Genomic DNA, 21613 nt, shown 5'->3' with positions numbered 1-21613 from the left:
CTGAGTATTTCCGGATCACCGTAAAATCCGACAGATCACAATTTTGAAATACCAGTATAAGCACTGTAATTTTCTGCCTGCTGCCGGCCTTCATCCCGAGTACTCGGAAGAGCTTCCCGCTGGCGCGAAGGTTTTACCTTAACTCCGGGAAACGACCAAAAGAGGCCGATCCATTGAAAAGCGGCAACATACCCCCTGGCAACTTCGATAATTATTAAATTACCTGAAAATGAAAAGAAATATGAGTTAAACTCTGTGCGGGCTCGTCAAAAATCCGTCAGTCGGGCTAATGGACTACATTGAAAAAACGCAAAGGTAATTTTTGACAAGATTTTTGCCATCTTTTCATCGAATGAAAAAGAAGGAGCCCGTCAGGCTTGAAGACAAAAGTTACATTAATGAGCGATCATAAAAACTTTTCTCCACTAACCTTTCAAGGTGATCTGTTTTCTGGAGGTTGCAAACCTCCGATCCCGAAAAGAAAAAAGGGGCGCTATTCGCACCCCTTTCTGTTTATGCAGTAAAATCGAATTCTATAAACTTTCCGAATTTCTTGTACTTCTCGTAGAGCTTTTTGTATTTCTCCACATTTTCGGGAATCGGATGATATTCTGTTTCTATACCGCCCCCCATATGCTTTTGAGCTTCAGCAGTGTTGGCATAAATTCCTGCCGCCACCGAAGCAGCCATTGCAGAACCCAGTGCACATGCCTGTTCTGAACGTGCCACTTTAATCGGCATATTCAACACATCGGCTACAATCTGCATCACAAGTGGCGATTTTTTGGCCACTCCGCCTAAAGCAATCACACCATCAATACGAACACCTTCAGAAATAAAGCGATCGTTAATGGCCCGCGAACCAAAGGCTGTAGCTTCAACCAAGGCACGGAAAATACGTGGAGCATCCGAACCCAGATTCAATCCGGCAATAGCGCCTTTCAAAGCCTGATTGGCATCCGGTGTACGGCGGCCATTCATCCAGTCGAGTGCGACTACCCCACTTTCAGCAATCGGAATTTTTGCGGCTTCTGCACTCAACTTCGCAATTATCTTGTCCGAAGTTTCTTCCATTAACTTTTGTTTTGTTGCCTCGTCAATCAATTCGCTTTCAGCCAGAATATTTTTCATCGGCCATTCCAGAACACGTTTAAACCAGGCATAAATATCGCCAAATGCCGATTGACCGGCTTCCAAACCAACCATTCCGGGTACAATTGACCCATCAACCTGACCACAAATACCGGCAACTACATTTTCACCTACTTCATCGGCGGGTGCGATCAACATATCGCAGGTTGAAGTTCCCATCACTTTCGACAGGTAATAAGGTTCAATCTCAGCTCCTACAGCTCCCAGGTGTGCATCAAAAGCACCAACTCCAACAACAACATCGGCCGGAAGCCCCAGTTTATTTGCCCATTCTTCATTTAATGTTCCTGCCGAAACATCGCAGGTGTAGGTTTCTTTAAACAGACGATCGCGCAAACCGGCCAGCATTGGATCCAGAGCAGTCAGAAATTCTTCTGAAGGTAAACCTCCAAATGCTTCATGCCACATAGCTTTGTGCCCGGCAGCACAACGACTTCTTTTTAATGTTTTTGGATTTGCATTTCCTGTAAGAACCGCAGGGATCCAGTCGCAATGTTCTACCCACGAATACGCCGCACGATAAACAGCAGCATCTTCGCGAATAACATGTAACAACTTGGCCCAAAACCATTCCGAAGAATAAATTCCACCCTCATATTTAGTAAAATCGATGTCCCACTTTTTGGCGAGTTCGTTAATTTGATCTGCTTCTTTTACAGCGGTGTGGTCTTTCCACAAAACGAACATCGCATTTGGATTCTCCTCAAAACCTGCTGTTAACGCAAGTGGTGTACCTTTTTCATCAACAGCAACCGGAGTTGAACCGGTAGTATCAACCGAAATACCAACTACATTTTCAGCCACACCTGCCGGCGCTTGTTTTAAAGCCTCAACTATTGTGTATTCCAGTCCTTCGAGATAATCTTTTGGATGTTGACGGAATTGATTTGTCGGAGCGTCGCAGTACATTTGCTTTTGCCAACGCGGGTAATTGAACACCACGCTGGAGATTTCTTCTCCTGTCTCTACATTTACAATTAACGATCGAACCGAATCCGATCCATAATCTAAACCAATCGTGTACTTTGCCATTTTAAGTTTATTTTGATTTTTATTGATTTATTAATTTAGCTACAAGCTACAAGCGTTAAAGCTCGAAACTTTGAACTCTGAGCTTTAAACGACTTCCCTACTGGCCGTAATAGGCATTTTTTCCATGCTTACGCAGGAAGTGCTTATCGAGCAACACCTGATCCATTGTAGTTTCCGGATTTAGCTGAAATGTCCTAAAGGTCATTTTAGCCACTTCTTCCATCACAACCGCATTATGAACCGCATTGTTTGCATCTTTTCCCCATGAAAATGGTCCGTGGTTATTCACCAGAACTCCCGGTACAGAATCCGGATCGAGGTCTTTGAAACGCTCAACAATTACCTTTCCGGTTTCAAGTTCATATTCCTTTTCTATTTCCTCTTTGGTCATTTTTCGGGTGCAGGGAATTTCGCCGTAGAAATAATCAGCCTGCGTGGTTCCAACCGCCGGAATTCCTTTTCCCGCCTGTGCCCAGCTGGTTGCCCACTCCGAATGCGTGTGCACCACACCGCCTATATTCTCAAACTGGCGATACAAAACGAGGTGAGTTGCCGAATCGCTCGAAGGTTTTAATTTTCCTTCTACTACTTGACCGTAAAGGTTGAGCACTACCATATCTTTAGGTCGCATATCGTCGTACGATACTCCACTTGGTTTGATCACAACCAAACCTTTTTCGCGGTCAATTCCGCTAACGTTTCCCCAGGTAAAGATTACCAGACCGTGTGTTACCAGATCGATATTTGCCTGATAAACTTCTTCTTTTAATTTCTCGAGCATGTCTTGTTCTTTTAAGTTGTCCTGATCAGAAAATTGAAAACTACTTTTATATAAGCTCCAATTTTTCTAATCGTTTGAAACAGTGATTATTGATTAGTGACTAACCATCAAAAACTCTGAACTTATTTTAAGCGTAAAAATAACACTTAAAGTCAAAGTACAAAATAAAATTACGATATCATTTAATCAATTTCAAATATTGATTACACATAGCATAAAAAAACCCGTTCAATTAATATTGAACGGGCTTCTGAAATCTACTTATCTAATCAAAATCCAATTATGAAATCTTAATTTCTACCGGAGCCTTTTCTTTTGCTTCCTCCTTTTTCGGCAACAGTAAATTCAAAATACCATTTTCGAACCTGGCCGAAATGTTTTCGCTGTTTACTGATTTTGGCAAACGGTAGCTTTTCTCGAAATTGTATGTTCCAAATTCGCGGTGAGCATACTTAAATTCTTCATGTTTTGCCTCATCCTCTTGTTCTTTGTCAACCTTAACCGTTAACAGGTTATCTTTTTGGATGATCTGAACGTCTTCTTTCGCAAAACCGGGCAACAGCATTTCAATTTTAAATTCTGTTTCTGTTTCGAAAATATTAGCCGCCGGTTTTTTGGCGCAATTCTTTACGTAATCTTCGTGATAATCGTTGTTAAAAAAGTTGTTAAACAATTCGTCAACTAAAACTCTGTTTGCGTTGTAACGTGGTTGATTAAATCTTACTAAATTCATGACTTATTCTCCTTTTTCTTTAATTAATATTTTAAATTTTTTTCATTCACAAATACACGCTCCAATAATCAACTCCTGTTCCAACTCACTATTACAGTCAAAATGTATCAAATTGAACCATCAAGCACTGCCATATTGACTCTATTGCGCAAATACAACTGCCTTTTAGTCATCTTATTGAATTTTTCACATATAAAACAACTACCACATAGTGCCTGAATTTATTTTATCTTTGCGCAAAATCAGAACAAAAATGCGGATCGATATTATTACTGTACTACCTGAAATACTGGAAAGTCCTTTTCAACATTCCATTATAAAACGAGCACAAGAGAAAGGACTGGCAGAAATCCATCTTCACAATCTCAGGGACTACTCAGAAGACAAACACCGAAAGGTGGACGATTACTCTTTTGGAAAAGGTGCAGGAATGGTGATGGCCATCCAGCCCATCGAAAAAGCAATTGAAACGCTGAAAGCACAGCGCGAATACGACGAGATTATTTTCACCACTCCGGACGGAAAACTTCTTGATCAGCGTGAAGCCAATTCGCTTTCGCTGTATAAAAACCTTATGATTCTTTGCGGACATTACAAAGGAATCGATCAACGCATACGCGACACTTACATCACAAAGGAAATCTCGGTAGGCGATTATGTACTCACCGGTGGCGAACTGGCTGCAGCCATCATCACCGACAGTGTAGTTCGCCTGCTACCCGGAGTACTTTCGGATGAAACTTCCGCACTAAGCGATTCCTTCCAGGACTACCTGCTGAGCCCGCCGGTTTACACCCGACCGGCCGAATACAAAGGCATGAAAGTGCCCGAAGTTTTGTTGAGCGGCAATGACAAACTGGTTGACGACTGGAAACACGACCAGGCCATTGAACGCACCAAAACCCTCAGACCCGATCTGTATAAAAAATTTCTAGGAGAAGATTAGTTCCATGCATACGACCTCACTACTGCCCGCTGTTCAACTTATTGAAAGCAAAGGAAGCACTGCCAAGGCCTTAAAGATTTTAATAATTGGTGTTTTTCATGGTGAAGAACCACAGGGCGATTTTATTATCAGAAAATATTTAAAAGAGTCGGATTTATCAAACCACCGGAATCACCTTTATTTTATCCCCTGCCTGAACCCGTGGGGCAAAGCACGAGGTGTAAGGATCAATAAAAATGGTGTTGACCTGAACCGAAATTATCCGACTAAAAACTGGGTAAAAACAGAAAAAGACGAAAATTTTTCGGGCGAAAAGGCTGCATCAGAAGCAGAAACAAGGGCGATGATGGAACTTTTGGATGATCTTCAACCCGATATCATACTAACATTACATGCGCCGTTAATATGTGTGAACTATGATGGTCCGGCCCGCTACCTGGCAGAACAGATTGCAGAATTTTGCGCATATCCGGTTGTTTCCGACCTGGGTTACCCCACTCCGGGTTCGTTTGGCACTTACTGCGGAATTGAGCGCAACATTCCTACCATCACACTTGAATACGACGACGACGAAAGCAACGCCAGCATTTATTCGAAAACCGAGAAAGTATTTAACTGGTTGAGCAACCTGGAAAATTATCAGTAACGACGGCAAATGCCGTTATACGCGCAATATTTACATTTATCAAGGTATTCGGTTTGTGCAAACGAATTTTCAGCCGAATAGATCTCACCAACAAGACCGGTCAATTCCTCTTCAAAATCTTCGGCAATTTCATCGAAAGCTACTTTTGAGCGATTCATTTTCACTTCCCATTCAAACTTCGATTCAAACAACTTTCGCAAACCATAGATAGCAGGTTGTATTGTCGCTCCCTGATTTTCTTTGGCCAGTCCCCAGCAATAAACCAAGGCCTGTAGAATTTCCTTTTTGGGATTTTTAGCATCACGATCAAACAGTTCATCCACTAATCTGAATGAAAGCGAACTCACATTACCTGTTTTATAATCGAGTACACGGGTAACACCGTCTTTTTCATCCAGACGGTCGATCTTACCTCCCACCCACAACTTTTTACCGCCAATCTCAATATTCCGTTTGTACTTCATTTCAAGGCTTACAACATTAAACGGCGCATATTCCATATCCTTCTTTAGTAATTGCGAAAGATAGGTTTTGATGTTCTCGAAAATAAGCAGGGTTTTCCCTTCGAGTTTAACCGGCCCTTTGATGGGCTCCTTTTGTTTTAAATAATGCTTTGCAATCTGTTTTGTGATCTCATTATTGATCCTGACCTTGTCTTTACCAAGTTGTTCGAGATCGCTCCGCGTCACTTCCTTACCAACAAAAACGGAATAAAGCTCCTCCATGGTATCGTGAAATATATTACCGAAAACCACCCCGTCAATTTCCTCTTTTACCTCTTCAGGCTCGGGCAATTCGACCACATATTTATAATAAAATTTCAGCGGACAATTCAGGTAGGTATTGATCGCACTCGGCGACAAAGGATGATCTTCAGAATTCTTTTCAACCAACTGCTTTTGAATCTCATCCGATCCGGGAATAGTGATGTCTTCAACCGGATCGTTGGCAAACACAAAATCGAGGTTCCGCATTTTGGGCTTGTGAACCGAATCGTAACGCAACTGGTAACCGTAGCGGCTAAGTTCTCCGGTTCCAATCCCTTCTTTTACAACACTGTAAGTTGCCGTTACATTTTTTGCACGCTGAATCAGCCGGTAAAAATAATAGCCGTACATAGCGTCCTGTTCATCAATTCCGGGCAGGCCAAATCCCATACGAATATTGTGCGGAATAAACGACGGCGCTGTAAATTTCCGGGGCCATTTATTCTCGTTCAGACCAAGTATAATGAGGTTTTCAAAATCAAGACAGCGGGTTTCCAGTATCCCCATCACCTGCATACCGCTTAGTGGCTCACCTTCAAACGCTACCGAAACCTGTCCCAAGTATTGCGTAAACAACCTAAAATAAACCGTGTCGCTGATTTGCCGTTGCTGTGCTTGCAGTGTTTTTTTCACAACCACTCCCAGTTTTTCGATGGCCTGATAAACAGAGTAAAGTAACTCCAGCAACATGGAATCGCCACTGTTTTTTTGCTGATGATACAACAACCCCAGAACATCCAGAAAGTAATCGCTGTATTCCGCAGTGTTCTCCGGTAATTTAAAAATACGCGTATGAATTGAAGAGAAATCAATCCCCTTTAACTCCACATTTATTTTGTTGTTCTTTTTGAGTTCTGTCACAAAATCAGCTGTTCGCTCCTTTTCGCTGCTCCCCAGCAACTGGTGATTTAAAATATCGGTTACATAGCGGTAAAACGCCGAGAAGCCGGTTTCGCTTTTACGTTTGTTCTTTAGCAGATTCACCAACAACATCAGAAAACCATAAACCACCGAATTACGAACCGGATAGCCCATAGTAATGTTAATGGTACCAATGTCTTCGGGGAAAGCCCCCAGCGCAGGAAACAGAAGCGACTCATCGGCCAGAATAACAGCTGTATTATCAAACTCTTTTCTGTAGTTCTTTTCCGTGTCCTTCAGGAAATTCGGAATTTGCTGACTTTGCCCGTAAACCGATGAAACAGCCACCAGGCTTATGTCCTTCCGGTGATTAAAAATATCGGTGTTTAATTCGAAATCTTCCGGTGGAGCAAATATTTTCAAATTATTGCGCAAGAAATGCCCGGCTTCGTTCTGCAGATCTTCCACATAAGAAACATCATAATCCCATAAAAAAACGGCTTTGCCAAGCTTTTTGAGGTGATCAAAGATCTCAATTTCACACGTATTCAAAGCATTTAACCCGATAATGTAATATTTACTGAGTGGAAATTCCAGACGATCAGATTTTACTTTTTCAGCCACTTCCCGATCGATCATTCCGGCATAAGCCAGTTTTTCCTTTAAAAGCTGCTGCCTGAAGTCGACATAAACCGGATACAGCTTGTCCCAGATATTGATATACTTATCGCGAAAACCACTTTTATCTGCCACGGCCATACTCCCCCAAAACTGCTCCAGCGCTTTCTTCTGATCATCGGTGAGGTAATCAAAAATCGATTCAATTTCTTTCAGATCCGAAACGTTTCGAAACAAATCTTTTGCATCTACCAGGTAACGGTCAATATCGTTGAAATCAGCCAGCAGGATTTCCCCCCAGAAATAAAACTCATCAAACGTTTCCGTGGTTTTGGTGTGTTTACTGAATACATCGTAAAGCAGCGAAATCAACTCCAGCTTTTCGGCAGCATTCCATTCCGAATAAGAAGCGATCAACTCATTTACGGTTGTGGTTTTCGGTCCAATCGAAGGAACGGCGAGTTCTTTCTGCAAATAAGCGGTAAAAAACACCCCCGAGCGTCGGTTCGGAAATACAAGGCAAATGTCTTTTAATTCGTCTGAATGTTTTTTATAAATGTATCTGGCACATTGTGCAAGGAATCTTTCCATTATCGAAGTTCAAAGTTCAGTGTTTAAAGTTCAAAGTTTCGTTTGAATTTACAAGAAATAGAAGTCAGAATTTTTGTTATTTTTATTGACTCCTGTTCGGACAAAATCTATAATCATGAAGAAATATTTATTCACATTTACTATTCTGATCTCTGTTATTAACCTTTTTGCCCAGGATCGCATCACCGGACTTAATTTTGCCACCCGAAGCGAAGTGATCGCCCAAAACGGGATGGCATGCACCAGTCAACCGCTGGCCACGCAGGCAGCGCTCGATATACTAAAAGCCGGTGGAAATGCCATTGATGCAGCGATTGCAGCCAATGCTGTTTTGGGACTGGTGGAACCTACCGGAAACGGAATGGGCGGCGATTTGTTTGCCGTTGTCTGGGATGCCAATACAAAACAACTTTATGGGCTGAATGCCAGCGGACGCTCGCCATACGAACTTACCCTCGACTATTTCAAAGAAAACGGATATGAAAAGATACCCGCCTACGGACCACTCCCTGTTTCGGTGCCGGGTTGTGTTGACGGCTGGTTCGAATTACACAATAAATTCGGGAAACTTTCCATGCCGGAAGTGTTGAATCCTGCCATTTCGTATGCCGAGAACGGATTTCCGCTTACTGAACTGATAGCCTATTACTGGGGACGAAGTGCCAACTTTTTAAAACGCTATCCGGGTTTTGAAGAAATTTTTATGCCCAACGGAGAGGCTCCGAAAAAAGGCGAAGTATTTAAAAATCCTTACCTGGCCAACACTTTTAAACTACTGGCAGAACAGGGACGTGATGTTTTTTACAAAGGTGAGATTGCCGAGAAAATTGTTGCATACGTGCGCGAACAAGGTGGTTTTTTAAGCATGAAAGATTTTGAGGACCACCATTCGGAATGGGTGGAACCTATTTCAACCAACTACCGCGGCTACGATGTTTGGGAACTTCCACCCAACGGGCAGGGAACTGCAGTGCTGCAAATTCTGAACATTCTCGAAAATTATGACATTGGTGAAATGGGCTTTGGGTCGCCCGAATACATGCACCTTTTTACTGAAGCCAAAAAGTTAGCCTATGAAGACCGCGCCAAATATTATTCCGATCCTGATTTCAATAATCTCCCCATCGAACAACTCATTTCAAAAGAATATGGAAAAGAGCGGGCAGCACTGATCAATGAAAACCGGGCAGCGCGTTCCTACCCTGCCGGCGAACTCGAACAGGGCAATACCATTTACCTGACCACTGCCGACAAAGACGGTAATATGGTTTCGCTTATTCAAAGTAACTATCGGGGAATGGGCTCGGGAATGACACCCGGAAAACTGGGATTTATTTTACAGGACCGTGGCGAACTGTTTGCGCTGGAAGAAGGCCATATGAATGTTTACGAACCACACAAACGTCCGTTCCACACCATCATCCCGGCCTTTATCACAAAAGACGGAGAGCCCTACATCAGTTTTGGATTGATGGGTGGCGCTATGCAACCACAGGGACATGTACAGATTGTTTGCAACCTCATCGATTTTGGAATGAACCTGCAGGAAGCCGGCGATGCACCACGTATCAGTCACGACGGATCGAGCCAGCCTACCGGCGAACAAATGAACGACGGCGGTCGTGTTTCACTCGAAAGTGGTTTCGATTACCAGACCATTCGCGAGCTAATGAGCAAAGGCCACCGGATTGGTTATGCACTCGGCCCGTATGGCGGCTACCAGGCCATTCTTTGGGATAAGAAAAATAAAGTCTATTACGGAGCTTCAGAATCACGCAAAGACGGACAGGCAGCGGGGTATTAAAAAGATAAAGGCACAGGCAAAGGCTCAGGCGAAGGCAAAGGCAAAGGGTGAGCAAAAAACCTATCACTCCTTCCATTTTCCTAAAGTCGATCTACATGTTTAAGTTAACTGTCTTTTCCGCCTTTTATCAGCAACCAAACCGTAAATGCCATCTCACCAAAAATGCTTGGGATGGCCACTAATGCCAGGAATATTCCGGCCACAGCATCGTAATTGGGCAAAACGAAATGAGCGGTAGTATCAGCGATATACATAACACCGGCCAACGCCAGAAATACGGCAATCCATTTTGGCTTGGGCAGAATTTTAGCCAGCAATATCAGGTGAGCTCCAAAAAAGAATAAGCCGATCAACCAGATGATGTCAAAAATATCGACATAATAGGCGATGGTTTCGCCCGAATATTCATTCAAGGTAAGTACCAGTGCAAACACGGCAAGGCCCATAATTGCAGCATGCATTATACGTAACCAGGTACTCAGTTCTGTCAGATAATGCTCGCGATACAGTTTAAAAAGTCCCCATGCCACTACCACATCAAAAAAGGCGGTAATTAAAAAGGCCATGATCCCCATACTTACCATCATGCGTTGTTGCTGAATGGTTTCCAACGGATTCTGTTTCAGAGATTCCAGCATCATAAAATTGGCAAAAATAGCGGCAAAAAAGATAACGAGATAACTGACACCGGTAATGATCGAGAGTTTCCTTGAATTCATATCTGACAGGTATTAATGAAAAAGTTATGTTTCAACTATGTACTAAACCCAAGATATGACTTTTTGTTTATGCCTCCAACAAAAAGAAAAGGTTCCATCCGTCAACCGACGAACAGAACCTTTCAATATTATAAATACCTTGCCGAATTACTTCCGGAACAGTGGATCGGTACCGATTGTACCTACCAGTTCATTGAGGTATTGTTTCGATTCAACGTATTTTAAAGTAGCTTTTGCTTTTTCAAGTTTAGCGGCGATATCCATTTCTTCAACCAGAATGGCATTTTCTTTATCCGCCATAAAATTGGTCAGATAATCGATCTGGCTTTTACTGAATGCCACCTGCTTTTCCTGCTTCAGCTTCAAACGTGCTTTATACCAGTCGCTCTTCACCACTTCCTCGCGATCGAACATTTTACGTAATTTCGGATCACTGATGTCTTTACCTTCATAATGTCCGTGTGCCATAACATGCAGCAGCACTTTTAACGGTGGAATTGCGGCTTCAACACTGCCATCCTCAAAATAAGGAAGTGCAGCTCGTTGCATGGCCTCGGTAATGTTGTTAATCCCGTCGACATAATCATCCATACCTTGTAACTCAGGTTTCAGCATGCGTTCGTTAAATACGGCCAGCGGCTCGTCGAATAAACGGTTCATACAGCGGAAAGCAAAGTTTTCGGTAATCCGGTAGCCCAAACGACTGGCCAGAACTTTCTTGCCCTTGTATTCAAAGTCTTCGAGTTTTTCGAGGCATTTATTTTCGATCAGTTTTTTCGGATCACGGTCTTCGGGAACCAAACGTGCCCAGATCTCCGGAACCAAAATACTGATATCGTGATCGAAACGGTTTTCGCTGCCAATATAACCGGCAGCAGAACTAAATCCCTGGTATCCGGTAAGAATGTACGACAACAGCGCGTTGTTCAGATCGCTGGTGGGAACCAGCATGTTGAACGGACCTTTTGTAAGCGCACCTTCCAGTCCGGCGCCTGTTGTTGACGGCGATTTTCCGGTAATACTCGCAATAAAATCCATAAACAATTCAGGCAGCTCCTGGTAGTGGATCGGATTATAAACCGCCAGCGGACGAATACCGGCCTTCTTATCAGCCGGATTGTTCCTTCTTCCCGGAAGTACCGCATTTACTGGCCAGTGCACCGGATCTTTTGCTTTAACTTTCCGGTAAAGTCGAACTCCTATCTCACCCAGGTACGAATCCTGGATTTCGTTCTTAAAAATATTGCGCTGCAGGTAGCGCGGATTTTTTGTCGGAGTACCATCCACGATTCGGGTATGCGATGGAGTCACAAAATAATGATCAATATCGCTTTCGGCAACCGACGCAATAAAGTTCTTAACCGGCTCGGTATATTTCTCGAAACTGATCGCATTTTCAACTAAGTCCTGAGCATGCTGTTTGGTAAGCGGCTCATAGTTGGTCAGGAAGGTATTGTTGTCAACAATCTCCTGTTCTGCCTCTTTATCGTAACCACGGATCACGGCCTCATCAGGGCGCTGGAACAGGTAACTCTCACAGTTGGTCACCAGCTTCACACTCTTGTTATTGTATTCCTTATTCAGGTTATTCAGTTGAGCGGACGGAACAGTAATTGTCGCCGAAATATCATCTTCAGTCTGAATTTTCAAACACGGCACAAAGTCGGAGCGCAGCTTGTGCAAATACCATCTTCCTTCTTCGTTAAAACCGATACGCACATAACTGGCCGCAATCGGATTGTGTTTGTAGCGCAGCACATTTCCCGGTCTTCCGTTTACGATCTCAACATTAAAGAACTCACGCCATTTCATTCCCAGCTCTTCCTGTCCGCGATAGTGACGCTTTACAAAAAGTGCCAGAGTACGCACATGCTGTGGGATCTGTTTCAGAAAATTATTGTAGTCTTCGTTGTACTGATCGGATGGAGTAAGCAACTTCACTGCCGATCCAAGAGTACGTTCCTTGCTCAGGAATGAACGTGACTTTGAACCCGGTTCCACTTTTTTCCAGCGGCCTGAGTAATCGTAATTGATGATCTCATCCACCATATCCTCGGCTTCTTCGAGGTTCTCGACATAGAACGAACCATGTTTAATGGCGTTCTGCATCGATTTCGAGATCTCTGATTTTCCACCTCCCGAAACCGTACTTGGTTTGTGACAGAACATGCCTTCGGGAGCAGTATCGATAATCCGCCACATCGATTGCGTTGGATGCTTTACGAGCTGAAATTTATGTCCCGTTGGGTGTACATACACTTTCTGCGGCGAGAGTTTCAGGCTGTATTCCTTTCCTTTATATATCCAGCTTACAGCACTTTTATCCACTTCAATATCCGCATTTTCAGGGATATAAATAATATCCGGATATTTCTTATCGATGGCGTAATTGCCTTCCTGAACTTCGATCTTATCGGCCAGCAATTTTTTTACTTCCTCAAACGAATACGGCTGATCAAACTTTTTGGTGAAGTTACTGCCATAAACGCTGTCGCTCATGTTTCCGCGCGGGAAAGCAATGGCACCACCGGCGTGTTCTTCTTCCACCAAACCAAAGAGGTTGGCCGAGTAGCTGATCTGTGTCTTTATTTCTTTTTTGGAATATCCGTAATAGTTATCGGCGATCAAAGTCACCACTACTCCCCTATCGTCGCGGCAGGTGAGTTTAAATGCCGAACCTTCGTTATACAGTTCGTTTTCGTCTTTCCAACACATGCCATCGTGTTTTTGGCGTGTTGTGGCATCGTCGTAATGTGGCAGGCCAACATCTTTCTTTTTCAGTTTTGTAAGTTGCGGTGCCAGAATAATACAGCCGGTGTGACCCGTCCAGTGTTCCACATCGAGAGCTGCATCGTTAATGGCCAGGTTGTGGTCGCCGGCATTGCCAAAAATGGTTTCCACAAAATCGAGGTTACTCACCAGGCTACCCGGAGCAAAAAAGCGGATCTCCATGCTTTTCTCGCTGATCACTCCTTTTACTTCGGGACAAACCACAGGACGAAGCAAAAGCGAAACCATTACCTTCGCTTCTTTTTCCTGGTTGGTCGTAAATGGAAGGCGTTTAAATTCATCCGAAGGATTTAGCGCTGAATGCAAGAGATGTGCAAAAGTAATTTTTGGCACTTCCTTTTTATCCGTAGGCACCGGCAGGCCGCCTCTTACAATATGAAAAGTTCCTTTAGTTGTTCTTCTGTCCTGCGCGGGATTATTTAAAATTCCCTGTTTCAAACGGTACGAACTCAGCAAATCGCTTTTAAATTCAGTTCCGTCAGGCGGCAGACTTAGTTCACGCGCCATCCCTTTCTGGTTGAGCACCAGTGTCGAGTCGGGCAAACAGTAATCTTTATCAAAAGCCACTTCCTTTAAATAATCGTCGATAAAGTTTTGGATACGCGTATCCACGGGTGAAAGATGCCCGCTCAACAGCCGCGATTTTTCACGAAAACTGCTGATTAGGCCTTCGGTTAGCGCCTGAAATTTAGCGTTGGCATACTTTTTCCCCGATTCGGAATCGTCGTTAAATATCGGCTGTCCCAGCGATGCCAACTGAAGGTTGATATACTGGATCATATCGCGACGATCGCGCTTGGTCATTTTTTTTACTTTGTCAGTAGTCGATATCTTCTCCATTTTTACTTATTTATAGCATCTTATTCTCTGCGTTTTCGCAAAAGGTATAAGATGTAACTTTATGATTTACTATTTGCTGATGTATGTGCTAAAAATACCATTTTCGTTTCAGCATCTAAATTTACGTAATTAAGAAAGAATCTACATAAATCTTCACAGCCTTAGCAGTGATATTTAACGCTATTTAATGATTTACTAAGCATTCGATAATACACGCTGTTATTGAAATTGTCTGAGCCTGTTCGATATATGATTCTTGCTGTTTAAGGAATAAACGTGTACCGGTCTGTTCGGTTTCATTATACCCGGAACAATACACACATGCATCGTTGAAGGCGAATGCGCAGGAATCGTTATATTGCAGCAAAAAGAATATGAAACTTATTTCGTGGAACGTGAACGGGCTTCGGGCCGTAGCCAAAAAGAATTTTTTTGATGATCTGCCGGTAATGGCTCCCGATGTACTTTGCCTGCAGGAAACCAAGGCACAGGACGATCAGGTAGCCGAAACGCTTAAAGACCTGAAAGGTTATCACATTTATTCCAACTCGGCCGATAAAAAAGGCTATTCAGGAACAGCAATTATTTCAAAAATAGAGCCCAACTCAATTACACGCGACATGGGCATTGATGAGCACGATACCGAAGGCCGTGTTCTTTGTGCTGAATATGACGAATTCTACCTTGTAAATGTTTATGTCCCCAATTCGGGTAGCGAACTCAAACGGCTGGATTACAGGCAGGACTGGGACCTGCATTTTTTCAACTACCTGAAAACACTCGAAAAAACAAAGCCGGTGGTGGTTTGCGGCGATTTTAATGTCGCGCACAAAGCCATCGATCTGGCACGGCCAAAAGCCAACTACAACAAGTCGGCAGGTTACATGCAGGAAGAGATTGACGGCATGGATCGTTTTACCTCGGGAGGACTGATTGATACTTTCCGACATTTTAATCCTGATGTTACCGATAAATATTCGTGGTGGAGCTATCGCGCCGGAGCCCGGGGAAAAAACGTAGGCTGGAGAATCGATTATTTTCTGGTCAGCAAACAATTTCTGCCTTCGGTTAAAAATGCATTTATAATGAACGAAATCATGGGCTCCGACCATTGTCCTGTGGGAATAGAAATCTGACAAACATTTAAACATCAGCAATGAAAACCACCCTACTGTTTCTACTGATACCAGTTTTATTTTCGTGTCAAACGGCTACAAAGGAAAAAAACTCAATATCCCAAAAGTCAATTGAGAAGGTGATGAAAAAAGTCATCGACGATTTTTTGGTGAGACAGGATTATATGATGTACAATACCGGAGATGTAGTTGCCATGCACTATGCTGAGGTTTGTACCGCATATGGGGCGGCACGACTTGCCGGATCGACAGGCAACAAAGCGATTATAAAAGCACTTTCAGAAAGGTATTCACTTCGAATTACCGACAGCATACCCAATACGGCCAACCACGTTGATGCCAATGTTTATGGTATACTTCCCCTCGAATTGTTCCAACTGACCGGCGATTCCGCATTTTTCCGGCAGGGAATTGAACTGGCCGATGGACAGTGGCAGGATCCACTTCCCAACGGACTGACACGCCAAACCCGTTTTTGGATTGACGATGTATACATGATTGGCAGTTTGCAAACTCAGGCGTACCGGGCAACGGGAAAGAGCAAGTACATCGACCGTGCTGCCCGCGAAACGGTGGCCTATCTCGACAGCCTGCAGGAATCGAATGGCCTGTTTCACCATGGTCCGGAAGCTCCATTTTTCTGGGGACGCGGAAATGGCTGGGTGGCCGCCGGTGTGGCCACAGTTTTGTCCGAACTTCCACCTGATCATAAGGACTATCCAAAAATTGAAGCCGCTTACAAAAAAATGATGGCAGCCTTGCTGAGGTATCAGGCCGAAGACGGAATGTGGCGACAGTTGCTTGACGTTGAAAGTGCCTGGAAGGAAACATCGTGTACCGGAATGTTTGCCTATGCCATGGCGGTGGGTCTTAAAACCGGGATTTTAAATGATGAAGCCTATCAAACGGCCTGCAAAAAAGCCTGGACAACTTTAACCGGATACATCGGTGACGATGGTAAAATAAGCGATGTTTGTGTGGGTACCGGTCAAAGTACCGACATCAATTACTACCTTGATCGCCCAACAGTTAGTGGCGATTTTCACGGACAGGCACCTGTTCTGTGGTTAGCAAATGAGTTAATTGAGTTGCCATGAAAAAATTGCTACCTGTTTTACTGATCCTGATTGTAGTTTTTGCGGCGTGTAATAAAAGCGATGATGATAATCCGCCGACTGAAAGCGGTCTGTACTTTCCACCTCTTACTTCCGATGAATGGGCAACAACGGCTCCTGAAGAGCTGGACTGGAATACCGACAGCCTTGAAGCTTTATACACCTTTTTATCGGAACACGGTACAAGGGCATTTCTGATCCTTAAGGACGGAAAAATAGTGGCCGAAAAATACTGGGGACAGAACATTCTAAACACCGGCGAATTCACTGCCGAATCAAGCTGGTACTGGGCATCTGCCGGAAAAACGCTGAGTGCTTTTCTGATCGGTGTGGCTCAGCAAGACGGACTACTAAGCATCAACGATAAAGCTTCGGATTACCTGGGAGAGGGCTGGACATCGATGAGCCGCGAAAAAGAAGACCTCATCACCATACGCCATCAGCTTACAATGACAAGCGGACTGGATTATACGGTTGATGATACCTACTGCATCGAGCCCGAATGCCTGCAGTATAAAACCGATGCAGGACAACAGTGGTACTACCACAATGCACCATATACCTTGTTAAAAGACGTGATCGCGAACGCAGCCGGAATGAGCAGCAACCTATATACCGACCAGGTGCTGGAGGCTCCGACAGGAATGAGCGGCACCTGGATCTATAACGGGGTAAACAACGTGTACTACAGCGTTCCGCGCGATATGGCCCGCTTTGGACTGGTCATACTAAATAAAGGCACCTGGGACGAAACCGAAATCTTAAGCGATCAAAACTATTTTACCGATATGACGACCACCTCGCAGAATATTAATCCGGCTTACGGTTATTTGTGGTGGCTCAACGGAACAAGCAAAATAATGATGCCCGGAGTAACCATCCCGTTAAATACCTCCATCTCCCCAGATGCTCCCGACGATCTGATCGTTGCAGCCGGTAAAAACGGACAATACCTCGATGTGATCCCAAGCCTGAATTTAATTGTGGTGCGCATGGGCGAAGCTCCTGACGACGCACTGGTCCCCATCATTTTTCACAACCAGATGTGGCAAAAGCTTAATCCGGTGATCGGACGTTAATCGAAATTTAAGAAAGACATTTGTTAAAAAATCACAGCTCTTTCAGGAGTTTCAAAATTCTGTAATAAGACATGAAGTATCTGTATCTTTTAATTGTTTTTACCGGGCTACTGATCAGCAGTTGCAGCCGGCCGGAGAATGTTTCGAAAGTAGAACAGTATAATGTGCTCTGGACCAGTCCCAGTCAGAATGCCGGCGAATCGATGCCCTTGGTTGGTGGCGATATCGGATGTAATTTATGGGTGGAAAACGGCGATCTGATGTTGTATGTTCAGCGAAGTGGCAGTTTGAGCGAAAATGGCGAATACCTCAAAATGGGACGTTTCCGGATCACTTTAAATCCCAATCCGTTTACCGATGAAAATGCTTTTCGTCAGGAGTTAAAACTCAATGACGGATACATTGAAATAGAATCCGAAAGCGGAGGACAACAGTTGGCACTTATAAAATTATGGATCGATGTATTTAGTCCGGTTGTTCACATTGACGTAGAATCTTCCCATAAAACCGAGGTAAATGTTGCTTACGAGAGCTGGAGAACAGAAGACACCGAGCTGGCAAAAAAAGAAAATGGCCGAAACGAGCGCTTTACCTGCTTTAGCCTCGATGGATACCCGGGAAAAGTAGTCCGTGTTAAAGATGAAACTGCACACCTCGGAGACGGAGTTTTGTTTTATCACCGCAATCCGGCAGATAAACTCATCCCCGACGTACTTATCAAACAACAAGGCCTGGAGGAATACAAGGATGAAATTTTCGACGATATTAAAAACCGTACTTTCGGAGGCTATGTTTTTGGAGAAGGACTTGTTCCTGACGATAAAGGTGAAGGAACTTACCTGAACACACCGTTTAAATCGTGGAGTTTAAAAAGTGAAAATGCCCGGCGAAAGCATTCCATCAGTATTGCAACGCATATTGAGCAAGCCGACAGCAGGGAGGATTGGCAAACGCACCTTTTTGAAACAGTAGAGCAAACAAACAGCGAAGCTCAGCTGGCTTTTGAAAAAACAAAGAAGTGGTGGAACGATTTCTGGCAACGCAGCTACATTATTATCGATCCCGATGATCCGGCGCCGGAAGATTCGATTTGGCAAATGGGGCGCAACTACCAGTTGTTCCGTTATCAGCTTGGCGGCAATGTTAGTGGCGAGTACCCCACCAAGTTTAACGGTGGTAACCTGATTTACGACCCCGTTTTAATGGGTGATCAATACCGCTACGATCCCGACTGGCGGCAATGGGGCGGCGCTGTACATACGGCTCAAAATCAACGCTTGTTGTACTGGCCGCTGTTAAAATCTGGCGATTTCGATGTCATTGTGCCACAATTTGAACTGTACCGCAAAGGACTGCCCGCCGCCAAAGCCCGCGTTGAAAAATATTTTGGTCACGAAGGAGCTGTTTTCTCGGAATACATGAACGCTCCGGGTCTGGTACTCGGTATGGGATGGGGATGGGATAAAACAGGACACCGGGGACGGGGAGCAGAGATTCCTTTTGGCGATCCGCGGGCCAACGCAAACACCGGCTACAACACCACCGTAGAAGAAGGTATTCTGGCCAATCCCTACATTTCTTACCACTGGGAATCGCAGCTCGAACATGCCTACATGATCATGGAATACCACCGTTTTTCGGGCGCCGATATTTCACGGTACATGCCTTTTATCAAAGAATCAGTGGTCTTTTTTGACCAACACTACCAGCTTAGGCAAAAAATGCGGAGCGGAAAGCCGCTCGACGAAAATGGCAAGCTCGTGTTTTACCCGTCCACTTCGTGCGAAACATTCCGGGGAGCAACTAATCCCATCGATCTGATCGCGGGACTTAAAGCCTGTCTGCAAAGTCTGATAAAGTTGGACGAAACCTATCTTACAAAAGAAGAAAAAACCTATTACGAGGGATATTTAACGCGTATTCCCGACTACCCGCTCGGAGAGGAGAACGGGCTGAAATATTTTAAACCGGCCGAAAGCTGGATGAGCGTTATGAATGTGGAGTTACCGCAATTCTACCCGCTTTTCCCCTTTAATCAATTTCATATTGGCGACGCAGAAATTGAATTTTTTAGAAATGCGTACGAACTGGCACCCGATTACAAGGGAATGGTAAAAAGCTGGCACCAGGAAGGCATTCAGTTTGCCCGAATGGGAATGACAGAGGAGGCGGCCGCTTACAACACTCAAAAATTAAAGGACAGTCCACGCCGCTTTCCTACGTTCTGGGGACCGGGTCACGACTGGGTTCCCGACCACAACTGGGGCGGCTCTGGAATGATCGGCTTACAGGAAATGCTGATGCAGACCATTGGTGATCAAATCCTGTTATTACCGGCCTGGCCAAAGAACTGGGATGTGGATTTTAAACTTCATGCGCCCAAAAATACAACCGTGGAAGTAGTGTACCGAAACGGTAAATTAGAAAAACTTAAGGTTCAACCTGAAGAAAGAATAAAGGATGTGGTTTTTATAGATTCCTCCATTAATCCATAAACCGAAGCATGAGCCTTATCCACTGGAGAATCATTGATATACCCCGGGTAATTACCATTCTCTCTAAGGTAATCATAGAAATTACCTAAGGGATTGCTTCATTACCTTAGGGAATATCTATTATCCTACAGGTAATTATCCTGCTACCCTCGGGGATCATAGTTTTTACCTAAGGGATTGCCCAGGTTACTTAGAGAATACCTATTATCCCCAAGGTAATCATCCTGATACCCTTGGTAATTGCTCTCCTCCCCTGGCGAAAAACGCTTCTCGCCTGTTTTCTGAATGCTGTTCCCATGGCCCCGAGCCCGCGGCTGAAGGCGCCTGTAATCCTCCGGCACCTGCCGTGGCACCTCCTTTGAAAAGGAGGACATTCGTGCTGCACCCGGAAAATAGTATATCCCAATATCTACGGGCCGGGATTCCCGGGAATTGTTTTCTTCACGTTCCACCTGGAGAAGAGCCTGTCCCGATCTCCGTATCGGGAGGGATCAAGTGGGATGGAGAAACACTACTCCACAACTACCCAACCTTAAAAACTCACGCACCTATTTAGAACCCCTACAAATTACAGCATGTGTTGGTATTTCCCTGATTAACATATAATTTTAAAGGCACTAATCCAGGTGACACCCGGACCGAATTGCAGCGAGAGATTTTTCACCAAAGGGATATTGTAAGCTTTTTTACGATTGTAAATCCGTCATTTGATGGATAAACGATTACAAGTACTTACAAACGGATTTATGCTGAATATGAATTAGTTGAGTAAAAATAAAACGCTTCGCTAATGGCGAAATAAACGTAGTATATATACACGTACGTTAGCTGCAAGTTTGAAAAAGAAATTTCACTAATAAAATTTAAATAATTAGAAAAATGGAATACACAATAAACAAGACAACAAGAAATAGTATCATTTTCTGTTCTTCTTTAATAATTTTACATGTCTTAATTACAAGATTATTATTTCTATTTGATACTCCTACAACGATTGATAGGAGTGAACAGTTGATTCGAAATGTGATTTATTTAATCCCGTTTGGATATTTAATGTTTGTATTCCATGGTTATTTTAAACACTATAGGTTAAAAGTTTTGCAGATTTCCATTTTTCTTATTTTTACTATGGAAGTTTTTCTTAAAAGCACCCTCTTTAAGAATATGTTTGAATCAACAATAATAAAGACAATCTTTTTAATCGCGAGTGCAATTTGGATTATTGCTACAATTTTCTTGATTATTTTTCTATTCAAGAGTAAAATAAAAAAATTACCAGGAATAACTTATATTCAAATGTATGCAATAAGCATAATTCTTATTTATATCCTTGCAACTCCGATTCCTTTTTACGTTCAACGTGAAAACATTTTAAAAACTCAACTATTAGTTGGATTAACAAACGTGATTCCATATGTTTTTACATTGATCTTTGCATTGAAACTAAAAATAAAGAATAAAACCAGCAGCTAACAACGATTAAATTTTATGGCGCTGAAATCTTGGAG

The 21613-nt window shown here is 43.5% G+C and carries 14 protein-coding genes; 8 read left to right on the top strand and 6 right to left on the bottom strand.

Features of this window, described 5'->3' with window-relative positions; translation table 11 throughout:
• Positions 1-513: 513 nt before the first annotated feature.
• The 3 genes from WFY05_RS16945 to WFY05_RS16935 form a co-directional block, all read right to left on the bottom strand.
• Positions 514-2184, bottom strand: a complete 1671-nt coding sequence (locus WFY05_RS16945) for a ribulokinase (protein ID WP_340114097.1) — start codon at positions 2182-2184, stop codon at positions 514-516.
• A 97-nt stretch (positions 2185-2281) separates the two neighbouring features.
• The gene (araD, locus tag WFY05_RS16940; protein WP_340114096.1) at positions 2282-2965 is read right to left on the bottom strand and encodes an L-ribulose-5-phosphate 4-epimerase; all 684 of its coding nucleotides are present in this window, start codon (positions 2963-2965) and stop codon (positions 2282-2284) included.
• A gap of 280 nt (positions 2966-3245) precedes the next feature.
• Positions 3246-3698, bottom strand: a complete 453-nt coding sequence (locus WFY05_RS16935; protein ID WP_340114095.1) for an Hsp20/alpha crystallin family protein — start codon at positions 3696-3698, stop codon at positions 3246-3248.
• A 253-nt stretch (positions 3699-3951) separates the two neighbouring features.
• Here WFY05_RS16935 and trmD point away from each other — a divergent pair, with 253 nt between their 5' ends.
• Positions 3952-4644 carry a tRNA (guanosine(37)-N1)-methyltransferase TrmD gene (gene trmD, locus WFY05_RS16930; protein WP_340114094.1) on the top strand — a complete coding sequence of 231 codons (693 nt, stop codon included), beginning with the start codon at positions 3952-3954 and terminating at the stop codon, positions 4642-4644.
• A gap of 4 nt (positions 4645-4648) precedes the next feature.
• Complete coding sequence (locus WFY05_RS16925; protein ID WP_340114093.1) at positions 4649-5290, top strand: DUF2817 domain-containing protein; 642 nt, start codon at positions 4649-4651, stop codon at positions 5288-5290.
• On the opposite strand, the gene WFY05_RS16920 is transcribed toward WFY05_RS16925, so the two are convergent.
• Positions 5284-8127, bottom strand: a complete 2844-nt coding sequence (locus WFY05_RS16920; RefSeq protein WP_340114092.1) for a PD-(D/E)XK nuclease family protein — start codon at positions 8125-8127, stop codon at positions 5284-5286. The genes WFY05_RS16925 and WFY05_RS16920 overlap by 7 nt on opposite strands.
• A gap of 115 nt (positions 8128-8242) precedes the next feature.
• Here WFY05_RS16920 and ggt point away from each other — a divergent pair, with 115 nt between their 5' ends.
• A complete protein-coding gene (gene ggt, locus WFY05_RS16915) occupies positions 8243-9931 on the top strand; it encodes a gamma-glutamyltransferase (RefSeq protein ID WP_340114091.1) in 1689 nt (562 codons plus the stop codon).
• Between the two features lie 104 nt (positions 9932-10035).
• On the opposite strand, the gene WFY05_RS16910 is transcribed toward ggt, so the two are convergent.
• Both WFY05_RS16910 and WFY05_RS16905 read right to left on the bottom strand, forming a co-directional pair.
• Complete coding sequence (locus WFY05_RS16910; protein WP_340114090.1) at positions 10036-10650, bottom strand: DUF4386 domain-containing protein; 615 nt, start codon at positions 10648-10650, stop codon at positions 10036-10038.
• A 147-nt stretch (positions 10651-10797) separates the two neighbouring features.
• Positions 10798-14280 (bottom strand): PPi-type phosphoenolpyruvate carboxykinase family protein, encoded by a 3483-nt coding sequence (locus WFY05_RS16905; RefSeq protein ID WP_340114089.1) that lies wholly within the window; start codon positions 14278-14280, stop codon positions 10798-10800.
• A 374-nt stretch (positions 14281-14654) separates the two neighbouring features.
• Between WFY05_RS16905 and WFY05_RS16900 the strand changes: the two genes are divergently transcribed.
• From WFY05_RS16900 to WFY05_RS16880, 5 genes are all read left to right on the top strand, one after another.
• Positions 14655-15416 (top strand): exodeoxyribonuclease III, encoded by a 762-nt coding sequence (locus WFY05_RS16900; protein ID WP_340114088.1) that lies wholly within the window; start codon positions 14655-14657, stop codon positions 15414-15416.
• 122 nt (positions 15417-15538) lie between these two features.
• Entirely contained in the window at positions 15539-16513 is a 975-nt protein-coding gene (locus WFY05_RS16895; protein ID WP_340114087.1) for a glycoside hydrolase family 88/105 protein, read from the top strand.
• A complete protein-coding gene (locus WFY05_RS16890; RefSeq protein ID WP_340114086.1) occupies positions 16510-17610 on the top strand; it encodes a serine hydrolase domain-containing protein in 1101 nt (366 codons plus the stop codon). Before WFY05_RS16895 ends, WFY05_RS16890 begins: the two co-directional genes overlap by 4 nt.
• A gap of 71 nt (positions 17611-17681) precedes the next feature.
• Positions 17682-20105 carry a DUF5703 domain-containing protein gene (locus WFY05_RS16885; protein WP_340114085.1) on the top strand — a complete coding sequence of 808 codons (2424 nt, stop codon included), beginning with the start codon at positions 17682-17684 and terminating at the stop codon, positions 20103-20105.
• A gap of 879 nt (positions 20106-20984) precedes the next feature.
• Positions 20985-21578 carry a hypothetical protein gene (locus WFY05_RS16880; protein WP_340114084.1) on the top strand — a complete coding sequence of 198 codons (594 nt, stop codon included), beginning with the start codon at positions 20985-20987 and terminating at the stop codon, positions 21576-21578.
• The last annotated feature ends 35 nt before the right edge of the window (positions 21579-21613 follow it).

The organism is Maribellus mangrovi (assembly GCF_037646455.1).
Lineage (GTDB): Bacteria > Bacteroidota > Bacteroidia > Bacteroidales > Prolixibacteraceae > Draconibacterium > Draconibacterium mangrovi_A.
This window is presented reverse-complemented; position numbering and strand designations above follow the sequence as displayed.